An 18,607-nucleotide genomic window follows, 5' to 3' on the forward strand; every position below is an offset into this window, starting at 1 on the left:
CTTTCGAGACGGCCGCATGCGCGTCGCTATTGCCGGAGCTGGTCTTGCTGGACTCTCCTGTGCCAAATACCTGGCGGATGCCGGCCACACCCCCATCGTTGTGGAAGCCAGGGATGTTCTCGGCGGCAAGGTGGCGGCCTGGAAAGACGAGGACGGCGATTGGTACGAAACCGGCCTGCACATCTTCTTCGGGGCCTACCCGAACATGCTGCAGCTGTTCAAGGAGCTGAACATCGAAGACCGCCTGCAGTGGAAGAGCCATTCGATGATCTTCAACCAACCCGAGGAGCCCGGCACCTACAGCCGCTTTGATTTCCCTGATCTTCCGGCACCGGTGAATGGTGTGGCGGCGATCCTGGGCAACAACGACATGCTCACCTGGCCGGAGAAGATCAGCTTCGGCCTGGGACTGGTCCCCGCCATGCTCCGGGGCCAGGGTTACGTCGAAGAGTGCGACAAGTATTCCTGGACGGAGTGGCTTCGGATCCACAACATCCCGGAGCGGGTGAATGATGAGGTGTTCATCGCCATGAGCAAGGCGCTGAATTTCATCGATCCCGATGAGATCTCCGCCACCGTGGTGCTGACGGCCCTGAATCGCTTCCTGCAGGAGAAAAACGGCTCCCAGATGGCGTTCCTGGATGGTGCACCGCCGGAGCGCCTCTGTCAGCCGGTGGTCGAGCACATCGAATCACTGGGCGGTGAAGTGCACCTCGACAGCCCCCTGCGTGAGATCAAGCTCAATGCCGATGGTTCGGTGGCGGCCTTCCACATCGGTGGCGTGAAGGGCAAGGAGAGCTTCGATCTCACCGCTGATGCCTACGTCAGTGCCTTGCCGGTGGATCCCTTCAAGCTGCTGCTGCCCGAGCCCTGGAAGCAGATGGAGGTGTTCCAGAAGTTGGATGGCCTTCGGGGTGTCCCTGTGATCAACCTGCACCTCTGGTTCGATCGCAAGCTCACCGATATCGACCATCTGCTGTTCAGCCGCTCCCCCCTGCTCAGCGTGTATGCCGACATGAGCATCACCTGCAGGGAGTACGAAGACCCCGACAAGTCGATGCTCGAGCTGGTCTTTGCTCCTGCCAAAGACTGGATCGGCCGCCCCGATGAGGAGATCATCGAGGCCACCATGGGCGAGCTCAAGAAGCTGTTCCCGATGCACTTCAGTGGCGACAACCCCGCCACCCTGCGCAAATACAAGGTCGTGAAGACGCCCTTGTCCGTTTACAAGACGACCCCCGGCTGCCAGGAGCTTCGCCCGGATCAGACCACCCCGATCAAGAACTTCTTCCTCGCGGGCGACTACACGATGCAGCGCTATCTCGCCTCGATGGAGGGTGCTGTTCTCAGCGGCAAGCTCTGCGCAGGTGCGGTGGACCGCAAGACAGGTCAGCTGGCATCATCGACCTCTTCCAGTGAGCCTGTGACGGCCTGAGCCATGCCCCTCGCCTCCCCGGATCTCGACGCAGCCTTTGAGGCCTGCCGTCGGGAGACCGCCGAGTGGGCCAAGACGTTCTATATCGGCACCTTGCTTCTTCCTCCCGAGAAGCGGCGTGCCATCTGGGCGATCTATGTGTGGTGCCGGCGCACGGATGAGTTGATGGACAGCCCGGAGGCCCAGGCGCGTCCGGTGAAGGAGCTTGCAGAGCGGCTCGACCGTTGGGAAGAGAAGACCCGTGCTCTGTTTGATGGTCGGGTGGAGGACGACCTGGATGCGGTGATGGTCGACACCCTGGAGCGCTTCCCCCAGGGCATTCAGCCTTACCTCGACATGATCGAGGGCCAGCGGATGGACCTCACCTGGACCCGCTACCCCCGCTTTGAAGACCTCAAGCTCTACTGCTATCGCGTGGCAGGCACCGTTGGCCTGATGACCCAGGGGGTGATGGGCGTCGACCAGGCCTACACCTCAGCTCCCTGGAGTGACTGTCCCGACACCTCCGATGCGGCCGTCGCCCTGGGGATCGCCAACCAACTCACCAACATCCTTCGGGATGTGGGGGAAGACCGGGGCCGTGGCCGTATCTATTTGCCCCAAGAAGATCTCGAGCGGTTCGGTTATTCCGAGCAGGAGCTGATGGCTGGAACCCTCAACAACGCCTGGCGTGCGTTGATGCGCTTCCAGCTGGAGCGGGCTCGCGATTGGTTTGCTCGCTCCGAAGCCGGAGTCCGTTGGCTGTCCGCCGATGCGCGCTGGCCGGTGTGGACTTCGTTGCGGTTGTACCGCGGCATCCTGGATGAAATTGAACGGGTCGATTACGACGTGTTCAATCACCGTGCCTATGTGGCCAAGGTCAACAAGCTGCTTGATCTGCCCCGTTCATTCCTGTTGGCTCAGTCACGCTAAAAACCCCTGCCGGTTGTTGTCCCGGCAGGGGTGGAGTTGATCTTCTTTTTCCCTCGATCAGATCAGCGACGGATCAAACCGCCGTCTTCTGGTTGGCCAGCAGATCCTTGAGCTTGGACAGTTCGCCGGCCCAGCGGGGGTCAGGGGCGCCTTCGCTCTTCGCATCGCTGTGGACCACCTTGTTCACAGCCTTGCGGGCAACTTGAGGCTGGCCGGCTGCATTGGGGGCTCCACGACGGTTGCCGCCAGCATTGTTGTCGCGACGCTCGGAGCGCTCGACGCGTAGGGCACTGCCACCGAACTCCTTGCCGTTGAGAGCTTCGATCACGGCGTCGGCGAGTTTCGGATTGTCCACGTTGGCGAAGCCGAAACCGCGGCATGCACCGGTTTCGCGGTCGAGAACCGATTTGAACCGAATCCCTTCTCCCACCGACTTGAGCAGAGCCACCAGCTCCTGTTCTTCAAAGGTCTGCGGCAGGTTGCCGATGTACAGGCGGATGCTCATGAAGGAAAGGAAATGCGATCTGTCGGTGTCTGACCGTCATCATTGACACCAGGAAAGTTAATCACAGAGCCTCGCTTTCGAGTGCCAAGAAATGTTGGGCCTCCTTCAGTGCCTCGCTTGGGGTCTGGATGCGTCCAAAGGCATGTTCAAGCTTCAGATGATGCAGCAGACGTCCGAGTCGGGGACCGGGTTCGACCTCCAGGGCCGTCAGCAGGCCATTGCCGTCGACCGGGGTTCTGGGGTGGAACAGAGGGTCCTCGGCGTTGCGCCATCGACGCAGCCAGATTTCTTTTTCGTGCATGGGCAGTTGCAGGGCCAGGGCGGGGAGATCCCCCTCGAGCTCCTCATGCAATTGCAGTCGATCGCTCTCGGGTAACGCGCCCGGTGCCTGGCCGGTGCGTTGCTGCCAGCTCCGCAGCCGTTTGCAGCGCTGGCGCAGGGCGCGACTGGCGCGGAGTTGGCTGAGACCCTCATCGCTCACCAGGGCCGTCAGCCGTGCCAAGGGCACTGCTGCTGCGGCTTCCTCGCTGGTCAGGCCATCGATGTTGCCGGGCGTGGGAGGTTGCCCTCCGGCCGCCCAGGGATGCAGCAACGGCAGGCTTGTGAGGGCTGCCATCGCGGCGTCAGCGTGATCGCCCCGCACCAGGCGCTGCAGCTCCGCCAGGATTCGCTCCGGTGCCGCTTCCGGAAGCCGTGCGGCGTGGCGCTCAATCCACGCCGTGGTCTGGCTGGAGATGGTGAGAGGGATTTCCGCCATCAGCCGCAATCCCCGCAGCAACCGCAGAGGGTCGTCCATGAGGTTGGCTTCCGAGACGGCGGTCAGGCAGCCCTGCTGGAGGTCGCTCAGTCCCCCTGTGGGGTCCCACAGCTCTCCCCAGGGCTGGAGCGACACGGCGATGGCATTGAGCCGGTAGTCGCGCCGCCAGAGGTCGTCTTCGATGCGGTCTCCGTCCTGTCGGGCGATGTCCACCGTCCAGCCCCCAAGCACCAGCCGAGCAATGCTCCGTTCAGCGTCCAGCACCACACACGTGCCATGGAGCTCCTGGGCCAGGGCCTTGGTCAGGGCGATGGCATCCGATGGGACCACCAGGTCAAGATCCGGCTGCTCCTGGAGACGGTCCAGCAAGCCATCCCGCACGGCGCCACCCACCAGCGCCGTGCCCTCCGGAAGCCGTGCCAGGGGGAGAGGCCACTGGGCTGGAGCCAGTCGCTCGCGCAGCTGGTCAAGCAATGCGTTGCCGGAGCGTTGGGCCATCAGAATGGGGGGAGTGAACGGCCTCGGGAGGCATGTGCATCTGCGTGGATTGCAGCTGGGTCGACCGTTGTCAGGCCTATCACGCAGTTGAGCGTCAGCATGGTGTTCCGCATCTGGCCCAGGCCCCGGATTTTGAGCCAGACACGCCCCGCATCCACGTGTCGGTGATGGATCTCCCCGATGGCCAGGCCGGGATTGAGTGGGATGTGCGTTCCTGCGCCAGCTTCAAGGCGGATCCAGGCCGGTGGCAGCGTTGCCGTCCTGGACAGGAGCTGCCCCGATGACGGCTCCACCGCTGCTGCTTGCCCTGCACAGCTGTTCCGACTGCTTTGGCATGGCGCTGCTGGATCCTCAGCAGCCTGGGGCAGAGCCCCTGGTGCAGGCTCATCCGGATGGCCGGGGCCTCTCCAACAGCTTGATTTCGCGGGTTCAGGCGCTCCTCCCTCCTGAGCGTTGGCCCCAGTTGCAGGGCCTTGCCGTCGCGACGGGACCCGGCGGCTTCACCGGCACCCGCCTCACGGTGGTGATGGCCCGCACCCTGGCGCAACAGCTGGATTGCCCCCTGCTGGGGGTGAGCAGCTATGCCCTGATGGCCCCACGCCTGGAGCGGCAACTGCCCCAAGCCATGCAGGGGGAACCGTTCTGGATCACCCAGGAGTTGCCCCGGCGCGGGGTGGTGGGTGGTCAGTACCGGATCACGGCCGGGCAGGTTCACGAACTCAGCCTGCCGACCTTGCTGCCTCAGGGGGCATCACCCCAGCCCGCTGTTGAGGTGCAGCTGGATGTGGAAGCGGATGTGGCGCGGCTCCTGCAGCTGTTGCAGCGCAGCCATGCCGCCGGGGCTGCAATGCCCTGGGCTGAGGTGCTGCCGATCTACCCCACCTCACCTGTTGGACAGGTCTGATGGCGGGCGTGCGTACAGGGCTACTGCTGGGAGCTGGCCTGATGGCCTGGCTGTTGGGGCCCGGCCCGCTGTCGCCCTATCGGCGGGCTCTGTTGGATCGCAGCCCGCCCCAGCTGGTGCTGGTGCTCGGGGGAGATGTGGACCGGGAACGAATGGGTGCCCGGTTGGCACGTCAGCTCGATCTACCCCTGCTGGTGAGCGGCGGCAGCAACCGTGAGTACGCCGAATGGATGCTCAGTGAGGAGCGCTTCAATCCCGACCGCGTCACCCTGGATTACCGGGCCCGTGACACCCTCAGCAATTTCACGTCTGTGGTGGATGAGCTGCAGGCGGATGGTGTTCGCCACGTGCTGCTGGTGACCAGCGAAGACCACCTGCCCCGCTCCATGGCGGTGGGCCAGGTGGTGGCCGGCAGTCGCGGAATTCAGCTCACCGGCATTCCCGTGGCCTGCCGCGAGGACTGCACCCAGGAGGGACGCCTCAAGCAATGGAGTGATTGGCTTCGTGCAGTGGCGTGGGTGATGACCGGTCGCGACCTCAGGGATGCTGCGGACCCTGATCCAGCAGAGCGTTGATGCGTTCCTGCAGCAGAGCGGTGGTGGCATCCAGATCAGGCCTGCGGCGACTGGCCGGTGCTGGAATGGGGTCGCCGATGCGCAGCTGAATCGGCACCAGGCGCGGCCAGCTGCGCCCGCTGCCCAAGGCGCGGTAGCTGTTGCAGATGGCCACCGGCAGCAGCGGGGCTCCCGTGCGAGCCGCAAGCAGGGCTGCTCCGGGGAGTGGGTTGTTGATCCGGCCGTCGTTCTGTCGGGTGCCGTCCAGAAACACCCCCGTGGCCCAGCCTTCTTCAAGGCGAGCCGTGGCGGTGCGGATCGCTTCGCGATCGCTGGCACCCCGCCGCACGGGGTAAGCACCACAGGCCCGGATCAAGCGCCCCAGCAGCGGAATGCTGAACAGTTCCGCCTTGGCCATGAAGGCCACGGGGCGCCCCAGGGCATGGCCCAGGAGGGGCGGGTCCAGGTGCGAGCCATGGTTGGCCACCACCACAAGGGGCCCTTGCATGGGCACTCGGTTGTTGCCGGAGGTCGATCCGCGGAACAGCAAGCGGAAGACCGGGAACACCAGCAGGCTGCTGACCAGCCGGTAGGTGAGGCTCGGCTTGGGGGTGCGGACGAGGCTGGACTGACTCACTGTCCGAGGTCTCCAGCCCCGGAGATCTGGGCGGTGGTGACCCCGCTCATGCTGCGTTTGGCCAGGCCGCTGAGCACGTTGCCCGGACCGATTTCCACCAGGGTGTCCACACCGCTGTCGGTCATCGCCGCCATGGTTTCGCGCCAGCGCACACCGGTGGTCATCTGCTGTTTCAGGCGCTGTTTGAGCTCGTCCGCACTGGTGCTGGCGCTGGCGGCGCTGTTGCTGAGCACCGGAACGCGGGCATCCAGGAAGGGCACGTTGTCCAGCTCGGCGGCGAAGCGCTCAGCCGCCTCCGCCATGAACGGAGAGTGGAAGGCTCCGGAGACGGCCAGGGGGATGGCGCGCTTGCATTTCAGGGCTCCACTCACGCGTTCCACGGCCTCTGGAGAGCCAGAGATCACCACCTGCGCATCGCTGTTGTCGTTGGCGATGCTGACGCCGTCCGTGGCGGCCACCAGATCGTCCAGCTGAGCGCGATCGAAGCCGATCACTGCCGTCATGGCGCCGCCCCCGGCGTTCGCCATCAGTTCTGAGCGGGTTTTCATCAGCTGCAGACCGGTCTCCAGCCCAAACACCCCTGCGCTGTACAGAGCAACCAGCTCGCCCAGGCTGTGGCCGGCCACCAGCGCAGGCTCGCGGCCCTGCTGCTGAAGGTTGTCGGCCAGCACCGATTCGATCACGAACAGGGCGGGCTGGGTGTTGCGGGTGTCGTTGAGGTCATTCAGGCCATCACCACCGCCGCTTTCCCCCTGGCAGATCGCCAGCAGATCGCGCCCCAGCAGCTCGGAGGCCATGGCGAAACGCTCGCGGCTGCCTTCGATGCTGAGCAGCGCTTCTGCCATGCCCACCTTTTGAGAGCCCTGACCGGGAAAGACCCAGGCGATCGCCATTGCTGTGTTCTGCAGACCGTGCCGGAGATTAGGCGGGCCCGTTCCAGCGGAAGAGGGCTGCACCCCAGCTCAATCCTGCTCCGAATCCACTGCTGGCGATGCGGTGGCCGGGTTGGATGCGTCCATCGCGCACGGCTTCATCCAGCATCAGGGGAATGGTGGCTGCCGAGGTGTTGCCGTAGTGGGCCAGGTTGCTGAGCACTTTTTCGGAGGGCACCGAGAAGCGATCCGCCACGGCATCAAGGATGCGCTGGTTGGCTTGATGCAGCAGCAGCCAATCCAGGGAATCTGCGGCGACACCACCCTGTGCAAGCAGCTTTTCGAGAATCGCCGGCACCTCTCGCACCGCGAATTTGTAGACCTCCTGCCCGTTCATCTGGATGGGGTCGAAGCCGCCGCACTGATGGCTGGCATCCCCCACCAGGGGCTGGCGCTGGTTCACCTGGGGCAGCTGGAGCACCTCGCCGCGGCTGCCATCGGAGCGCAACAGAAATCCATGGAGATCGTCCTGGCCGTTCTCTGAGGCCTCCAGCACCACGGCACCGGCTGCGTCACCGAAGAGAACGCAGGAGCGGCGATCGTCCCAGTTCACCCAGCGGCTGAGTTGATCGGCTCCCACCACGAGGATGCGGCGCATCGCCCCGCTGCGCAGATACTGGGCGGCGGTCACAACGGCGAAGAGAAAGCCGCTGCAGGCAGCGGTGAGATCAAAGGCCGCGGCATTGGTGGCGCCGAGGTGCGCCTGCAGCCGTGGAGCCGAACCGAACAGGTCGTCTGGGGTGGAGGTGGCCAACAAGATCAGATCGAGGCTGTCGGCCGACCAACCGGCCATCTCCAAGGCCCGTTCCGCCGCCAACCCGCTCAGTTCCGCCAGGGATTCGTCGCTGTTGACCACCCGTCGCGCGGCAATGCCTGTGCGACTGCGGATCCATTCGTCACTCGTCTCAACCCGCTGGCCCAGCTCTGCGTTGCTGATCGAGCGGCTGGGCGTCGCGCTGCCAGACCCTCGGAACAACACCCCCCTGGTTGTGCTGAGCGGCTCGACCAATGCGGAGGTTGATTGACGTCGCGTCAGTCAATCACAACCCTGTTGCAGCGTGGCGAGATCCTCCATCACCCCATGGCTGGCTGCGGAGTGGGCAATGCGCAGGGCACTGACCACCGAGAGGGCCTTGCTGCTGCCGTGGCCGATCACGGAAATGCCGTTCACGCCCAGAAGCAGGGCACCACCGTGTTCGGCATGGTCGAGCCGCTTCTTGATGCGCTTCAGGTTGCTGCGCAGAAACGCTGATCCCACCTTGCCGCGACGCCCTCGGGGCAACTCCGCCCGCAGCACCCCCAGCAGAACACTGCCGACGGACTCCAGGAATTTCAGCAGCACATTGCCGGTGAATCCATCGCAGACCACCACATCGAAGTCGCCCGAAAGCACATCCCGGCCTTCGCAGTTGCCGGCGAAGTGGAGCCTGGATTCGTCCCGCAGCAATTCGTGGGTCTTCAAGGAGAGATCGTTCCCCTTGCACTCCTCCTCGCCAATGTTCAGCAGGCCGATGCGTGGCCGTTTCACCTGCAGCACATCCCGGCTGTAGATGTTCCCCAGCAGGGCGAACTGGTGCAAGTAGGTGGGCTTGCAGTCCATGTTGGCGCCCACATCGAGCACCAACACCGGCTTGCCTGGATCCTTGGTGGGGAACAGAGCACCGATGGCGGGGCGGTCGATGCCCTTCAGCCGCCCCAGCCGAAAAATCGCCGAGGCCATAACCGCCCCGGAATTGCCGGCGGAGTACACCGCCTCGGCCTCGCCTTTCTTCACGAGGTCCATGGCCACATTGATGCTGGCGTCCCGTTTGCGCCGCACCGCCGTGGCTTCGTCATCCATGCCGATGGAGGGCCCACTGGCCACCAGGTCCAGATGTCCTGCCGCACGCGCACTTTCCAAGGCTTCGAGTAGCCCGAGGCTGTTGGCGGCAGCCATCACCCGGTCGATCTCCCCCACGAAGCGGATCTTCAGCGGCAGCCGGTCAATGGCATCCAGGCATCCCTCCAGGATCGGCCCTGGCGCATGGTCACCGCCCATGCCATCGACGGCCACCCAGAGGCGCTCTGCATCGTCGATCTCATCGGTATCGGTGCCCCCTTGCAGCCAGCGCAGGGGATCGAACCCCAGCGGTTGGAGCACGCTGCTGGCCACCGTGCCTGCTCCGGAGACCACGGTTTCCGCCACGTTGCCGGCCATCGAACCCGCGGCCGTTGCTGAGCTGGCAGCGCCATCAACGATGGTGGTGACGGCGGCGTTGCGCCGATACCAAATCACCAGGCGACGGATCGCCCGAGGACGGTTTGTTTTATGCCGCGGCTGAGGAGCCGGGGTGGGATCAGGGTCCTTCGGAGGCAACGGAATCGACGATGCGCTGGAACAGGTAGCCGGTGCCCCGAGCTGTGAGGATCAACTCGGGATTGGCAGGATCATCCTCCAATTTGGAGCGCAGACGGGAGATGTGAACATCCACCACCCGGGTGTCCACATGGCGCTCCGGGGTGTAGCCCCACACCTCTTTGAGAATCTCGCCGCGGTTGAACGGTTCGCCGGAACGGCTCACCAGCAGTTCCAACAGACTGAATTCCATCCCCGTTAGGCGGATGCGTTCATCGCCGCGGAACACCTGGCGTTTGTTGGTATCGATGCGCAGGTCGCTGACCTGGATCACGCCTGAGTTGGGAATGCCCGCCACCTGCTCTTTCTCGACCCGGCGCAGCACGCAGCGGATGCGGGCTTCCAGCTCCTTCGGGCTGAAGGGCTTCACCACATAGTCATCGGCACCGAGCTCAAGCCCGGTGATGCGGTCAGCCACGTCGCCGAGGGCCGTCAGCATCACGATGGGAACGTCGGATTCCTTGCGCAGCTCCTGGCAGACGCCATAGCCGTCCAGCTTTGGCATCATCACGTCCAGCACTACCAGGTCGGGCGTGCAGGTGGGGAACAATTCCAGGGCTTCGGTGCCGTCGCAGGCGGTTACGACGTTGTATCCGATCATGGATAGACGGGTTTCCAGGATCCGTCGGATTGATGCCTCGTCGTCGACCACGAGGATCGTTTCCTTGGTGGGAGCCGTGGCCGTCATGGGCACCGAGGCGTTAGTCACTTCTCGCCACACATAAAAGGGCAGCCACCCGGTCTGTTCATTCAACGGCAACTTTCTTCACAGTTCGCAGTGCCCAAATCCACCGCTGTTTTCATCTGTCAGGTCTGTGGAGCCCGTGCCAGACAGTTTTTCGGCCGTTGCCCGGAGTGCGGCAGCTGGAATTCGCTGGTGGAGCAATCCCAGCCCGCCGACGATGGCCGTCGCCGCCGCAATGCTCCGGATCCGGAGCAGGCCGCTGCCCCGCGACGGTCCACGGCCATGGCCTCGCTGGAGGATCAGACGCTGCAGCGGCTGGCGACAGGGTCGGCGGAATTTGACCGCGTTCTGGGTGGGGGCCTGGTTCCCGGTTCGCTGGTGCTGGTGGGAGGCGATCCGGGCATCGGCAAGAGCACATTGCTGCTGCAGAGCGCCTCGGCCATGGCGGCCGGTGCATCCGTGCTCTATGTGAGTGCTGAGGAATCAGCGCAGCAGGTGAAGCTGCGCTGGCAGCGGCTTGCCGGGGGGGCATCGGAGCTGCAGTTGCTGGCCGAAACCGATCTGGAACTGGTGCTGGAGGAGCTGGAGGCCCTTCGCCCCGCGGTGGCGATCATCGACAGCATTCAGGCGTTGCATGACGCCAACCTCACCAGTGCGCCGGGGTCCGTCGGTCAGGTGCGTGAATGTGCGGCTGCCCTGCAACGGCTGGCGAAACGCCAGAACATCTCGTTGTTGTTGGTGGGCCACGTCACCAAAGAAGGCATGTTGGCCGGCCCGAAGGTGTTGGAACACCTCGTGGATGCGGTGCTCACCTTCGAGGGAGACCGCTTCGCCAGTCATCGCCTGCTGCGGGCCGTCAAGAACCGCTTCGGTGCCACCCATGAGTTGGGTTTGTTTGAGATGCAAAGCGGTGGCCTGGCCGAGGTGGTCAACCCCAGTGAGCTGTTCCTCAGCGATGCCCGCGCCTCCGGTGTCGCCACGATCGTGGCCTGTGAGGGCACGCGCTCGTTGGTGGTGGATCTGCAGGCCTTGGTGAACGTCACCAGCTATGCCAGTCCGCGACGCACGGCGACAGGCATCGGCACCAACCGTCTGCACCAGATCCTCGCGGTGCTGGAGAAGCACATGGGACTGCCTCTCTCCCGCTTCGACTGCTATCTGGCCGTTGCCGGTGGCCTGGAGGTGGAGGAGCCGGCGGCGGATCTGGGGGTCGCTGCAGCGGTGGTGGCCAGTTTCAGAGATCTCACCCTGCCTGCGGGCACGGTGTTGATCGGCGAGCTTGGTTTGGGGGGGCAGTTGCGCCCTGTGGGTCAGCTGGAGCTTCGGCTCCAGGAAGCGGCCCGGCTCGGGTTCCAGCGGGCCGTCGTCCCCCGGGGCAGTGGCCTGGGCGATCTGGCTTCTGGTTTGGATCTCGCTCTTCTGGAGGCCGACAGCGTCACCGAGGCCCTAGTGCTGGCGCTCGGTGATGCCGTGCAGCCCGACCAGGACTGATTCAGAAGTAAACGTCCACGTTGCTGCGGCCCGTGGACTTCAGCCAGTTCTCGATATCGAGATAACCGCCGGGATTGAGGCGCACGGCCTGGGTCCAGACGTCAGCGGCCTGGTCAAACCAGCGATCCGCTGCGTCCTGCTCACCGCCTTCCTCAGCGATGCGGCCCCACTTCTCGTAAATCAGCCCCATGTTCTTCAGGCAGGAGGGCTGGTTCGGGTTTTCCTCGAGTGCCTTGCGGTAGGTCTCGATCGCCCGCTCCTCCTCGCCGTTGGACATGTAGATGATGGCCATGTTCTTGAGGGTTTCGCTCCGGTCGGTGGAGTTCTCCTCAAGCTTCAGGGCCTCCTCGTAGTTCTCCAGCGCTTCGGCGTAGTCCCCATCGTTCTGGGCGGAGAGGCCATCCCGGTAATAGACGTAGGCCTCCTTGGAGCGGGCATTGATCGGCAACAGCTTGACGATCAGGTCCGCCATCACCGTGAAGCTCTTGTCAATGAAGTTGTCGTTGCGGTTGCTGCGGGGCACGGCGCTCCGGCGGACGGACCCCCATCCTGACGGGACCGGAGCCCGACCTAGCCTGCTCGTAAAGATCCCTATTGCGTAAACACCTGTGAGCCCTTCGGTTCAGACCGTCGTCCTGGATGTGGAAGGGATGAAATGCGGCGGTTGCGTCCGCGCTGTGGAAACCACCCTGCTGGATCAGCCCGGTGTTCAGCGCGCCGATGTGAATCTGGTCAGCCGCTCGGCCTGGCTCGATCTCACTGCCGGTGAAAGTGATGTGGATGGTGTCTTGAAAGCCCTGGCAGACAGAGGCTTCCCGGCCAAGGAGCGTCCCCTGGATGCCCCGATCGGAGCGGCGGCTGCCGGGCAGGCGCTGCCGGGCTGGTGGCAGCAATGGCGACAGCTGATGGTGGCCCTGGTGCTGCTGTTGCTGTCGGTGCTGGGGCATGTCAGCGAGGCAGGGCATTTGTCGCTGCCTCTGATCGGCAGCCTGCCTTTCCACGCCACGTTGGCCACGGTGGCTCTGCTGGGGCCGGGCCGTCCGATCCTGGTGGGTGGTGTTGCGGCGGCTCGCGCAGGGGCCCCCAGCATGGATTCCCTCGTGGGCCTGGGGGTGAGCAGTGCCTATGTGGCCAGCCTGGTGGCCTTGGTTTGGCCCCAGGTGGGTTGGCCCTGCTTTTTCAATGAACCGGTGATGTTGCTGGGATTCGTCCTGCTGGGACGTTTCCTCGAGGAACGGGCCCGTTTCCGGACCGGTCAGGCCCTGCAGCAACTGGCTGAGCTCCAGCCGGACACGGCGCGCCTGCTGTTGAGCGACGGGGCGATTCGTGAGGTGCGCGTTGGTGCTCTCAGGCCCGGTGAAACCGTGCAGTTGCTGGCCGGTGACCGCATTCCGGTGGATGGGGTGGTGCTTGAGGGGGCCTCGGCCGTTGATGTGTCCAGCCTCACCGGTGAGCCCTTGCCACTGCAGACGGAGCCCGGCACGGAGTTGTCCTCCGGCAGCCTCAATCTGGAGTCAACCCTGGTGCTGAAGGTCACCCGTGTCGGTGCCGAAACCGCCCTGGCTCGGATCATTCGTCTGGTGGAGCAGGCCCAGGCCCGTCGGGCCCCCATCCAGGGCCTGGCCGATCGTGTGGCAGGCCGTTTTTGCTATGGCGTGATCGGCCTGGCCCTCGCCACCTTTCTGTTCTGGTGGTTGTTCGGCGCTGAACACTGGCCTGAGGTTCTCCAGGCGTCAGCCCCTGGGATGCCCATGACCCATGAGATGTCCCATGGGATGGACCATGGCCATGGGATGCATCACGGCGGCTTGGGCAGTGGAGCCAGCACCCCGATGGGTCTGGCCCTGCAACTGTCAATCGCCGTGCTGGTGGTCGCCTGTCCCTGTGCCCTGGGTCTGGCGACCCCCACTGTGATCACGGTGGCCACCGGCTTGGCAGCACGGCGCGGCTGGCTGTTCCGCGGTGGTGATGTGATCGAAACAGCCGCCGGTTTGGACCATGTGGTCTTCGATAAGACCGGCACCCTCACCTTGGGTCGTCCCCTCGTGACTGATGTGTACGGGGATGACCCGGATCATTTGTTGCAGCTCGCGGCCAGCCTGGAGCAAAGCAGCCGCCATCCCTTGGCCTACGCCCTGCTGCAGGAGGCCCAGCGTCGTGAGCTCGCGCTACTGAACTGCGAGGACGTTCGCACCGTCTCCGGCCTAGGCCTGGCGGGCCACGTGGACGGTGCATCGGCTCGGGTGCGTGTTGGCAAGCCCGACTGGTTGGAGGAGCAGGGTGTTGCCATCGCCCCCACCGCACAGGACTGGCTCTCTGCCGCTCAAGGCTCGGTGGTGGCTGTGGCTGAGGGAGCTGTCCTGGTGGGCCTGGTGCAGATTGAGGATCAGCTGCGCCCGGATGTTGCCCCGGCGTTGCAACGCTTGCGTTCTCACGGTCTGGCGCTTTCGGTGTTCAGTGGTGATCGGCAGGCGGCTGTGCAGCGCCTTGGTCAGCAGCTGGGCTTTGCCGCCAAGGATCTGGGCTGGCAGATGCTGCCGGAGCAGAAGCTGCAGCGCCTCGAGCAGCTGCGGCAGGCGGAGCGGGTGGCCATGGTGGGCGACGGCATCAACGATGCGCCGGCCCTGGCCGCGGCTGATCTTGGGATTGCCATTGGCACTGGAACCCAGATCGCTCAAGACTCCGCTGGTCTGGTGTTGCTCGGTGACCGGCTCGACAATCTGCCCGAAGCCCTCAGCCTGGCGCGCCGCACCCTGGTGAAGGTGCGGCAGAACCTGTTCTGGGCCTTTGGTTACAACCTCATCGTTCTCCCGGTGGCCGCCGGTGCCCTGCTCCCCAGCAATGGGGTGCTGCTGTCGCCCCCGTTGGCGGCGCTGTTGATGGCCCTGAGTTCGATCACTGTGGTGCTCAACGCCCTGGCTCTTCGCTTGCCATGAACGGTCGTTTCATTGTTCTGGAGGGCATCGATGGCTGCGGCAAGACCACGCAGATCCAGCATCTGGTCGAGTGGTTGCCCAACAGCGGTCTGATGCCGAAGGGCGCTGCTGTGGTCTGCACCCGTGAGCCGGGAGGCACTCCCCTGGGGCGCTCGATTCGGGAACTCCTGCTGCACACGGCAGATCAGGAGGCACCAGCTCCCACCGCTGAACTGTTGCTGTATGCCGCCGATCGGGCTCAGCATGTTGAAACGCTGATCCGTCCTGCTCTGGAACGTGGTGATTGGGTGATCAGCGATCGTTTCGCGGGATCGACCCTCGCCTATCAGGGTTATGGGCGGGGTCTGGATCGGGACTTGATTCAGCGGCTCGAACGGATCGCCACCACGGGGTTACAGCCCGATCTAACCCTCTGGCTGTGCCTTTCCGTTCAAGAGAGCCTGCAGCGCCGTCTCGGGGACAAAGAGGACCGCATCGAAGCCGAGGGAGCTGCATTCCTGGAGCGGGTTGCACAGGGTTTTGCCGAGTTGGCCCAGCAGCGCTCCTGGTGCGCCGTCGCTGCAGATCAGTCAGCCAGCGCCGTTCGTGCTGCTCTGGAACGTCAGCTTCAGGAGCATCTGGCTTGAGCGCGCTGTTTGGGGATCTGATCGGCCAGCCCCTCGCCGTTGATCTGCTTTCGGCGGCCCTGGCCCAGGGCCGTGTGGCCCCGGCCTATCTCTTTGCCGGCCCTGAAGGGGTGGGACGTCAGTTGGCGGCGGTGCGTTTTCTGGAGGGACTGCTGGCCGATGGTCAGCCCTCGGCCCGGGAACGACGACGCCTGCTGGAACGCAATCATCCCGACCTGCTCTGGGTGGAACCCACCTATCAGCATCAGGGCCGTTTGCTGACCCGCGCCGAAGCCGAGGAGGCGGGGCTCAGCCGCCGCACTCCGCCCCAGTTGCGCTTGGAGCAGATTCGCGACATCGGACGCTGTCTGGCCCGGCAGCCGGTGGAGGCGAAGCGCGGGATGGTTGTGATTGAGGCTGCTGAGGCGATGGCGGAAGCTGCGGCCAATGCCCTGTTGAAAACGCTGGAGGAACCCGGCCATGGGGTGCTGATTCTCTTGACCTCAGCCCCCGAGCGGTTGCTCAGCACAATTCGCTCCCGCTGTCAGTTGATCCGTTTCCTTCGGCTCAACCCCGAGGCCATGGCTCAGGTGCTCGAGCGCACCGGTGCAACCTCTCAAGATGCTCCGGAACTTCTGGCCTTGGCTGCCGGGTCTCCAGGCGCCCTGATCGACCATCGCCGCAGCCTGGCTGGTCTGCCCGAGGCGTTGGTTCAGCGCCTCGATTCGCTTCCCGCCACCCCAATGGAGGCACTTGCGTTGGCACGTGATCTCTGCGAAGCCCTCGATGGCGAGCAACAGCTGTGGTTGATTGGCTGGTGGCAATACCGGCTTTGGCGCTCCGGCAGTTCCGCCTCAAGTCTCAAGCGCTTGGACACGCTGCGCGTTCAGCTCCTTTCGTTCGTTCAGCCGCGATTGGCCTGGGAGGTGGCGTTACTCGACCTCACGCCATCACTCTCCTAGGAGCACGTAGGCGTTCAAGCCGAGGCTCGATCGCCTTGCTGTTTGCGCTCTTCGCGTGCCATGGCCACCACGTCCTCCAGGCCATCCATCTGGGCGATGGTGGGCAGTTCCAGGCAATAGCCCGCTCCGTACACCGTTTTGATGAAGCGTGGTTTGCGGGGATCGGGTTCCAGCTTGGTGCGCAGGTGTCTGACGTGCACGCGAATGGTCTCGATGTCGTCATCGGGCTCGTAGCCCCACACTTCCTTGAGGATCAACGAGGGGGCCACGGTCTGCCCGTGACGCTGCAGCAGGCAATGAAGCAGTTCGAACTCCAGGTGCGTGAGCCGCACGGGTTGATCAAACCAGATCGCTTCAAAGCGCTCGGGCACCAGGGTGAGAGGCCCGTAGCTGAGGATCTCGTTGTGGTTGCTGGTTCCAACAGGAGCTCGGTCACTGCGACGCAGCAGGGCTTTGACCCTCGCCTGAAGTTCCTCCAGGTCGAAGGGTTTGGTCAGGTAATCGTCGGCTCCGGAATTGAAACCGCTCACCTTGTCTTTGGTGCCGCCGAGAGCCGTGAGCATCAGGATCGGAATGCCAGCGGTGCGCTCGTCGCGCCGCAGGCGCTGACACAGGGTGAGGCCATCCACTTTGGGCAGCATCAGATCCAGCAGGATCAGATCCGGGGTGTATTGCAGCGCGAGGGCCTGGCCTTTGATGCCATCGTCAGCGCGCTGCACATCGAAGCCGCTGTGCTCCAAATGGCCGCTGACCAGGTCGCGCATGTCCTGGTCATCTTCGATTAGCAGGATGCAGGGCTTCATCGGTTCGGCGGCAATTCGGCTGGAGAAATAACGAGCGCTTGTCTGTAGGGATTAACGCTGAACGGATTCTCTCAAGCTTTTCAAGTGTCTGCAGATTTTCAACAAAGAGCTCACCAGGGGCTTTGTTTCGGCAAATCGCATGCAGGAACAGCGATCTGGGGGGGTTTTTGCTTGCCTTTCGCCGGTGGCTGTTTAGGAAGTCTTCCGCTTCGAGCAATCACCCGTCACGAAATTCCTCTGCTCGTCAATAAAAAAGCCACAGCGTGAGCTGTGGCTTTAAAGCTCCCCGGGCGGGATTCGAACCTGCGACCAATCGATTAACAGTCGACCGCTCTACCGCTGAGCTACCGAGGAATGAGACCCGACGAACTTACCCCTCGAATGTGCCCCCCTGCAAGCGCCGTTGCAGTTCTGTTCCTCGGGTCCATGGTCCAATCCGACCGTCTTGCATGCGAGCGGCACCATCGGCGAAGGCCAATTCCCCAAGCCTGTGGGTGATCCACAGCGCCGTGATCGGCTTCACGGGGTCCTTGCAAAGCCGTTGCACGGTGGTCAGCACGGTTGCTTGGCTGCTGGGATCGAGCAGGGCGGTCGGTTCATCGAGCAGCAGAAGCCCGGCGTCACTGGCCAGGGCTCCGGCAATGGCCAGGCGTTGTTTCTGGCCGCCGCTGAGGCTGTGAATCGGCCGCTTCTCCAGTTGGGCGAGGCCAAGCTGGCTCAGCAGGCCGCGCACGGTGCTTAGGCGGTGCTGCTGGGGCCCTTCAGGGTCCATGCCCAACATCAGATCGCTGCCGCAACTGGGGAGCAGCAGCTGATGGTCTGGGTTCTGAAACACCAGGGCCGTTTTGCTGCGGCAGACGATGCGTCCGCTCTGGGGTTCGAGCAGTCCTGAAATGAGGCGGAACAGGGTGCTTTTGCCGCTGCCGTTGCTGCCCACCAGCATCCAGAGGCCTGGGCCAGGAATGACCAGGTTGCAACGGTTGAGGGCCTGCTGGCCGTTCGGCCAGCGGTGGCTGACGGCCTCAACGCTCAGTTCGGCGGTTGAGGTGTCAGGAATCAAAGGAAAAGCCGGGACGCTTGCTGCCACCCGCTGCCGCAGCTTTTTCATAAAGCTGAACGGCGAGAACCTCACTGACCAGCAGCGTTACTTTCTTGCCTTCCACTTTCTCGCAGGTGAGCTCCAGCAGCCGCGGTTGGCCGTTCTCGAGGGCCTGGCGGATCTGCTGATACAGCGCATCGGCATCTGCATGCTCCTTGCGCTGAACAGACACCGGGACAGGACTCATGCGCAGGGCCAGTTCGATGACGTACACAGCGTTGGAAAGAAGTGATGCGTCATCCTCGCGGAGGGACCGGCATCCCGTCGGTCCAAAAATGCGCATTTCTACTCATCCCCTTGAAATGGGTGCGGGGAGCCGCCCCATTTCGGTGATCACCCCCTAGGCTCGGGCGTGTAACGGATCATGAAGCACCTCTCATGACGATCGCTGTAGGACGCGCGCCACAGCGGGGATGGTTTGACGTCCTCGATGACTGGCTCAAGCGCGACCGCTTCGTTTTTGTCGGCTGGTCCGGCATCCTTCTTCTCCCAACGGC

Annotated in this window: 20 protein-coding genes, 1 tRNA gene and 1 pseudogene; 10 read left to right on the top strand and 12 right to left on the bottom strand. The window is 64.0% G+C overall.

The genetic code is table 11. The features are described from left to right. Window positions 1–16: 16 nt before the first annotated feature. Both pds and NCN05_RS08020 read left to right on the top strand, forming a co-directional pair. On the top strand, window positions 17–1,435 hold the full coding sequence (pds, locus tag NCN05_RS08015; protein ID WP_115131236.1) for a 15-cis-phytoene desaturase: 1,419 nt from the start codon (window positions 17–19) through the stop codon (window positions 1,433–1,435). Window positions 1,436–1,438: 3 nt separating this feature from the next. Further along, window positions 1,439–2,347, top strand: coding sequence for a phytoene synthase (locus tag NCN05_RS08020; RefSeq protein WP_250397677.1), 909 nt, complete (start codon window positions 1,439–1,441; stop codon window positions 2,345–2,347). A 73-nt stretch (window positions 2,348–2,420) separates the two neighbouring features. Here NCN05_RS08020 and NCN05_RS08025 read toward each other — a convergent pair whose 3' ends face one another. Next, window positions 2,421–2,852, bottom strand: a complete 432-nt coding sequence (locus tag NCN05_RS08025) for an RNA recognition motif domain-containing protein (RefSeq protein ID WP_250397678.1) — start codon at window positions 2,850–2,852, stop codon at window positions 2,421–2,423. A 61-nt stretch (window positions 2,853–2,913) separates the two neighbouring features. Then, window positions 2,914–4,107: a tRNA nucleotidyltransferase/poly(A) polymerase-related protein gene (locus NCN05_RS08030; RefSeq protein WP_250397679.1), complete on the bottom strand. Its 1,194-nt coding sequence runs from the start codon at window positions 4,105–4,107 to the stop codon at window positions 2,914–2,916. Between the two features lie 32 nt (window positions 4,108–4,139). Here NCN05_RS08030 and NCN05_RS08035 point away from each other — a divergent pair, with 32 nt between their 5' ends. The 3 genes from NCN05_RS08035 to NCN05_RS08045 are packed head-to-tail and all read left to right on the top strand — an operon-like array spanning window position 4,140 to window position 5,586. Beyond that, window positions 4,140–4,391: a Ycf34 family protein gene (locus NCN05_RS08035; RefSeq protein ID WP_250397680.1), complete on the top strand. Its 252-nt coding sequence runs from the start codon at window positions 4,140–4,142 to the stop codon at window positions 4,389–4,391. Next, window positions 4,388–5,011, top strand: coding sequence for a tRNA (adenosine(37)-N6)-threonylcarbamoyltransferase complex dimerization subunit type 1 TsaB (tsaB, locus tag NCN05_RS08040; protein WP_250397681.1), 624 nt, complete (start codon window positions 4,388–4,390; stop codon window positions 5,009–5,011). Before NCN05_RS08035 ends, tsaB begins: the two co-directional genes overlap by 4 nt. Further along, window positions 5,011–5,586, top strand: a complete 576-nt coding sequence (locus tag NCN05_RS08045; protein WP_250397682.1) for a YdcF family protein — start codon at window positions 5,011–5,013, stop codon at window positions 5,584–5,586. Before tsaB ends, NCN05_RS08045 begins: the two co-directional genes overlap by 1 nt. On the opposite strand, the gene NCN05_RS08050 is transcribed toward NCN05_RS08045, so the two are convergent. The 5 genes from NCN05_RS08050 to rpaB are packed head-to-tail and all read right to left on the bottom strand — an operon-like array spanning window position 5,549 to window position 10,217. Then, entirely contained in the window at window positions 5,549–6,202 is a 654-nt protein-coding gene (locus NCN05_RS08050; RefSeq protein WP_250397683.1) for a lysophospholipid acyltransferase family protein, read from the bottom strand. The two genes, NCN05_RS08045 and NCN05_RS08050, sit on opposite strands and share 38 nt — an antisense overlap. Further along, window positions 6,199–7,095, bottom strand: coding sequence for an ACP S-malonyltransferase (fabD, locus tag NCN05_RS08055; RefSeq protein WP_250397684.1), 897 nt, complete (start codon window positions 7,093–7,095; stop codon window positions 6,199–6,201). The genes NCN05_RS08050 and fabD overlap by 4 nt, the downstream gene beginning before the upstream one ends. Window positions 7,096–7,123: 28 nt before the next feature. After that, window positions 7,124–8,113 carry a beta-ketoacyl-ACP synthase III gene (locus tag NCN05_RS08060; RefSeq protein ID WP_250397693.1) on the bottom strand — a complete coding sequence of 330 codons (990 nt, stop codon included), beginning with the start codon at window positions 8,111–8,113 and terminating at the stop codon, window positions 7,124–7,126. 57 nt (window positions 8,114–8,170) lie between these two features. Then, a complete protein-coding gene (gene plsX / locus NCN05_RS08065; RefSeq protein ID WP_250397685.1) occupies window positions 8,171–9,490 on the bottom strand; it encodes a phosphate acyltransferase PlsX in 1,320 nt (439 codons plus the stop codon). After that, window positions 9,471–10,217: a response regulator transcription factor RpaB gene (gene rpaB, locus NCN05_RS08070; RefSeq protein ID WP_025362545.1), complete on the bottom strand. Its 747-nt coding sequence runs from the start codon at window positions 10,215–10,217 to the stop codon at window positions 9,471–9,473. Before rpaB ends, plsX begins: the two co-directional genes overlap by 20 nt. A 90-nt stretch (window positions 10,218–10,307) precedes the next feature. Between rpaB and radA the strand changes: the two genes are divergently transcribed. After that, the gene (gene radA, locus NCN05_RS08075; RefSeq protein ID WP_250397686.1) at window positions 10,308–11,705 is read left to right on the top strand and encodes a DNA repair protein RadA; all 1,398 of its coding nucleotides are present in this window, start codon (window positions 10,308–10,310) and stop codon (window positions 11,703–11,705) included. A 1-nt stretch (window position 11,706) separates the two neighbouring features. Here the strand turns inward: radA and NCN05_RS08080 are convergent, their stop codons facing one another. Further along, complete coding sequence (locus NCN05_RS08080; RefSeq protein ID WP_006849793.1) at window positions 11,707–12,228, bottom strand: photosystem I assembly protein Ycf3; 522 nt, start codon at window positions 12,226–12,228, stop codon at window positions 11,707–11,709. Between the two features lie 85 nt (window positions 12,229–12,313). Between NCN05_RS08080 and NCN05_RS08085 the strand changes: the two genes are divergently transcribed. The 3 genes from NCN05_RS08085 to holB are packed head-to-tail and all read left to right on the top strand — an operon-like array spanning window position 12,314 to window position 16,208. Next, complete coding sequence (locus tag NCN05_RS08085; protein ID WP_350223289.1) at window positions 12,314–14,641, top strand: heavy metal translocating P-type ATPase; 2,328 nt, start codon at window positions 12,314–12,316, stop codon at window positions 14,639–14,641. Next, window positions 14,638–15,267 carry a dTMP kinase gene (tmk, locus tag NCN05_RS08090; RefSeq protein WP_250397687.1) on the top strand — a complete coding sequence of 210 codons (630 nt, stop codon included), beginning with the start codon at window positions 14,638–14,640 and terminating at the stop codon, window positions 15,265–15,267. The genes NCN05_RS08085 and tmk overlap by 4 nt, the downstream gene beginning before the upstream one ends. Beyond that, the gene (holB, locus tag NCN05_RS08095; RefSeq protein ID WP_250397688.1) at window positions 15,264–16,208 is read left to right on the top strand and encodes a DNA polymerase III subunit delta'; all 945 of its coding nucleotides are present in this window, start codon (window positions 15,264–15,266) and stop codon (window positions 16,206–16,208) included. Before tmk ends, holB begins: the two co-directional genes overlap by 4 nt. Before the next feature lie 14 nt (window positions 16,209–16,222). Here the strand turns inward: holB and NCN05_RS08100 are convergent, their stop codons facing one another. The 4 genes from NCN05_RS08100 to NCN05_RS08115 form a co-directional block, all read right to left on the bottom strand. Further along, the gene (locus tag NCN05_RS08100) at window positions 16,223–17,011 is read right to left on the bottom strand and encodes a response regulator transcription factor (protein ID WP_250397689.1); all 789 of its coding nucleotides are present in this window, start codon (window positions 17,009–17,011) and stop codon (window positions 16,223–16,225) included. 282 nt (window positions 17,012–17,293) lie between these two features. After that, window positions 17,294–17,365 (bottom strand) — tRNA-Asn (locus NCN05_RS08105). 16 nt (window positions 17,366–17,381) lie between these two features. After that, entirely contained in the window at window positions 17,382–18,119 is a 738-nt protein-coding gene (locus NCN05_RS08110; protein ID WP_502988809.1) for an ABC transporter ATP-binding protein, read from the bottom strand. Further along, window positions 18,061–18,324 (bottom strand): UPF0367 protein family, encoded by a 264-nt coding sequence (locus tag NCN05_RS08115; RefSeq protein WP_115081151.1) that lies wholly within the window; start codon window positions 18,322–18,324, stop codon window positions 18,061–18,063. The genes NCN05_RS08110 and NCN05_RS08115 overlap by 59 nt, the downstream gene beginning before the upstream one ends. A gap of 164 nt (window positions 18,325–18,488) precedes the next feature. Here NCN05_RS08115 and NCN05_RS08120 point away from each other — a divergent pair. After that, a pseudogene (locus NCN05_RS08120) lies at window positions 18,489–18,607 on the top strand (photosystem II D2 protein (photosystem q(a) protein)); the annotation flags it as partial.

The sequence above is a fragment of the Synechococcus sp. MU1651 genome, assembly GCF_023630635.1.
GTDB lineage: Bacteria > Cyanobacteriota > Cyanobacteriia > PCC-6307 > Cyanobiaceae > Parasynechococcus.

Bases quoted from the DNA above. Each gene is read 5' to 3' on its own strand.
- tsaB (WP_250397681.1), top strand. From the start codon at position 4,388: ATGACGGCTCCACCGCTGCTGCTTGCCCTGCACAGCTGTTCCGACTGC.
- NCN05_RS08020 (WP_250397677.1), top strand. From the start codon at position 1,439: ATGCCCCTCGCCTCCCCGGATCTCGACGCAGCCTTTGAGGCCTGCCGT.
- NCN05_RS08100 (WP_250397689.1), bottom strand. From the start codon at position 17,011: ATGAAGCCCTGCATCCTGCTAATCGAAGATGACCAGGACATGCGCGAC.
- NCN05_RS08030 (WP_250397679.1), bottom strand. From the start codon at position 4,107: ATGGCCCAACGCTCCGGCAACGCATTGCTTGACCAGCTGCGCGAGCGA.
- pds (WP_115131236.1), top strand. From the start codon at position 17: ATGCGCGTCGCTATTGCCGGAGCTGGTCTTGCTGGACTCTCCTGTGCC.
- NCN05_RS08025 (WP_250397678.1), bottom strand. From the start codon at position 2,852: ATGAGCATCCGCCTGTACATCGGCAACCTGCCGCAGACCTTTGAAGAA.
- NCN05_RS08110 (WP_502988809.1), bottom strand. From the start codon at position 18,119: ATGAAAAAGCTGCGGCAGCGGGTGGCAGCAAGCGTCCCGGCTTTTCCT.
- NCN05_RS08035 (WP_250397680.1), top strand. From the start codon at position 4,140: ATGTGCATCTGCGTGGATTGCAGCTGGGTCGACCGTTGTCAGGCCTAT.
- tmk (WP_250397687.1), top strand. From the start codon at position 14,638: ATGAACGGTCGTTTCATTGTTCTGGAGGGCATCGATGGCTGCGGCAAG.
- fabD (WP_250397684.1), bottom strand. From the start codon at position 7,095: ATGGCGATCGCCTGGGTCTTTCCCGGTCAGGGCTCTCAAAAGGTGGGC.
- rpaB (WP_025362545.1), bottom strand. From the start codon at position 10,217: ATGACGGCCACGGCTCCCACCAAGGAAACGATCCTCGTGGTCGACGAC.
- NCN05_RS08045 (WP_250397682.1), top strand. From the start codon at position 5,011: ATGGCGGGCGTGCGTACAGGGCTACTGCTGGGAGCTGGCCTGATGGCC.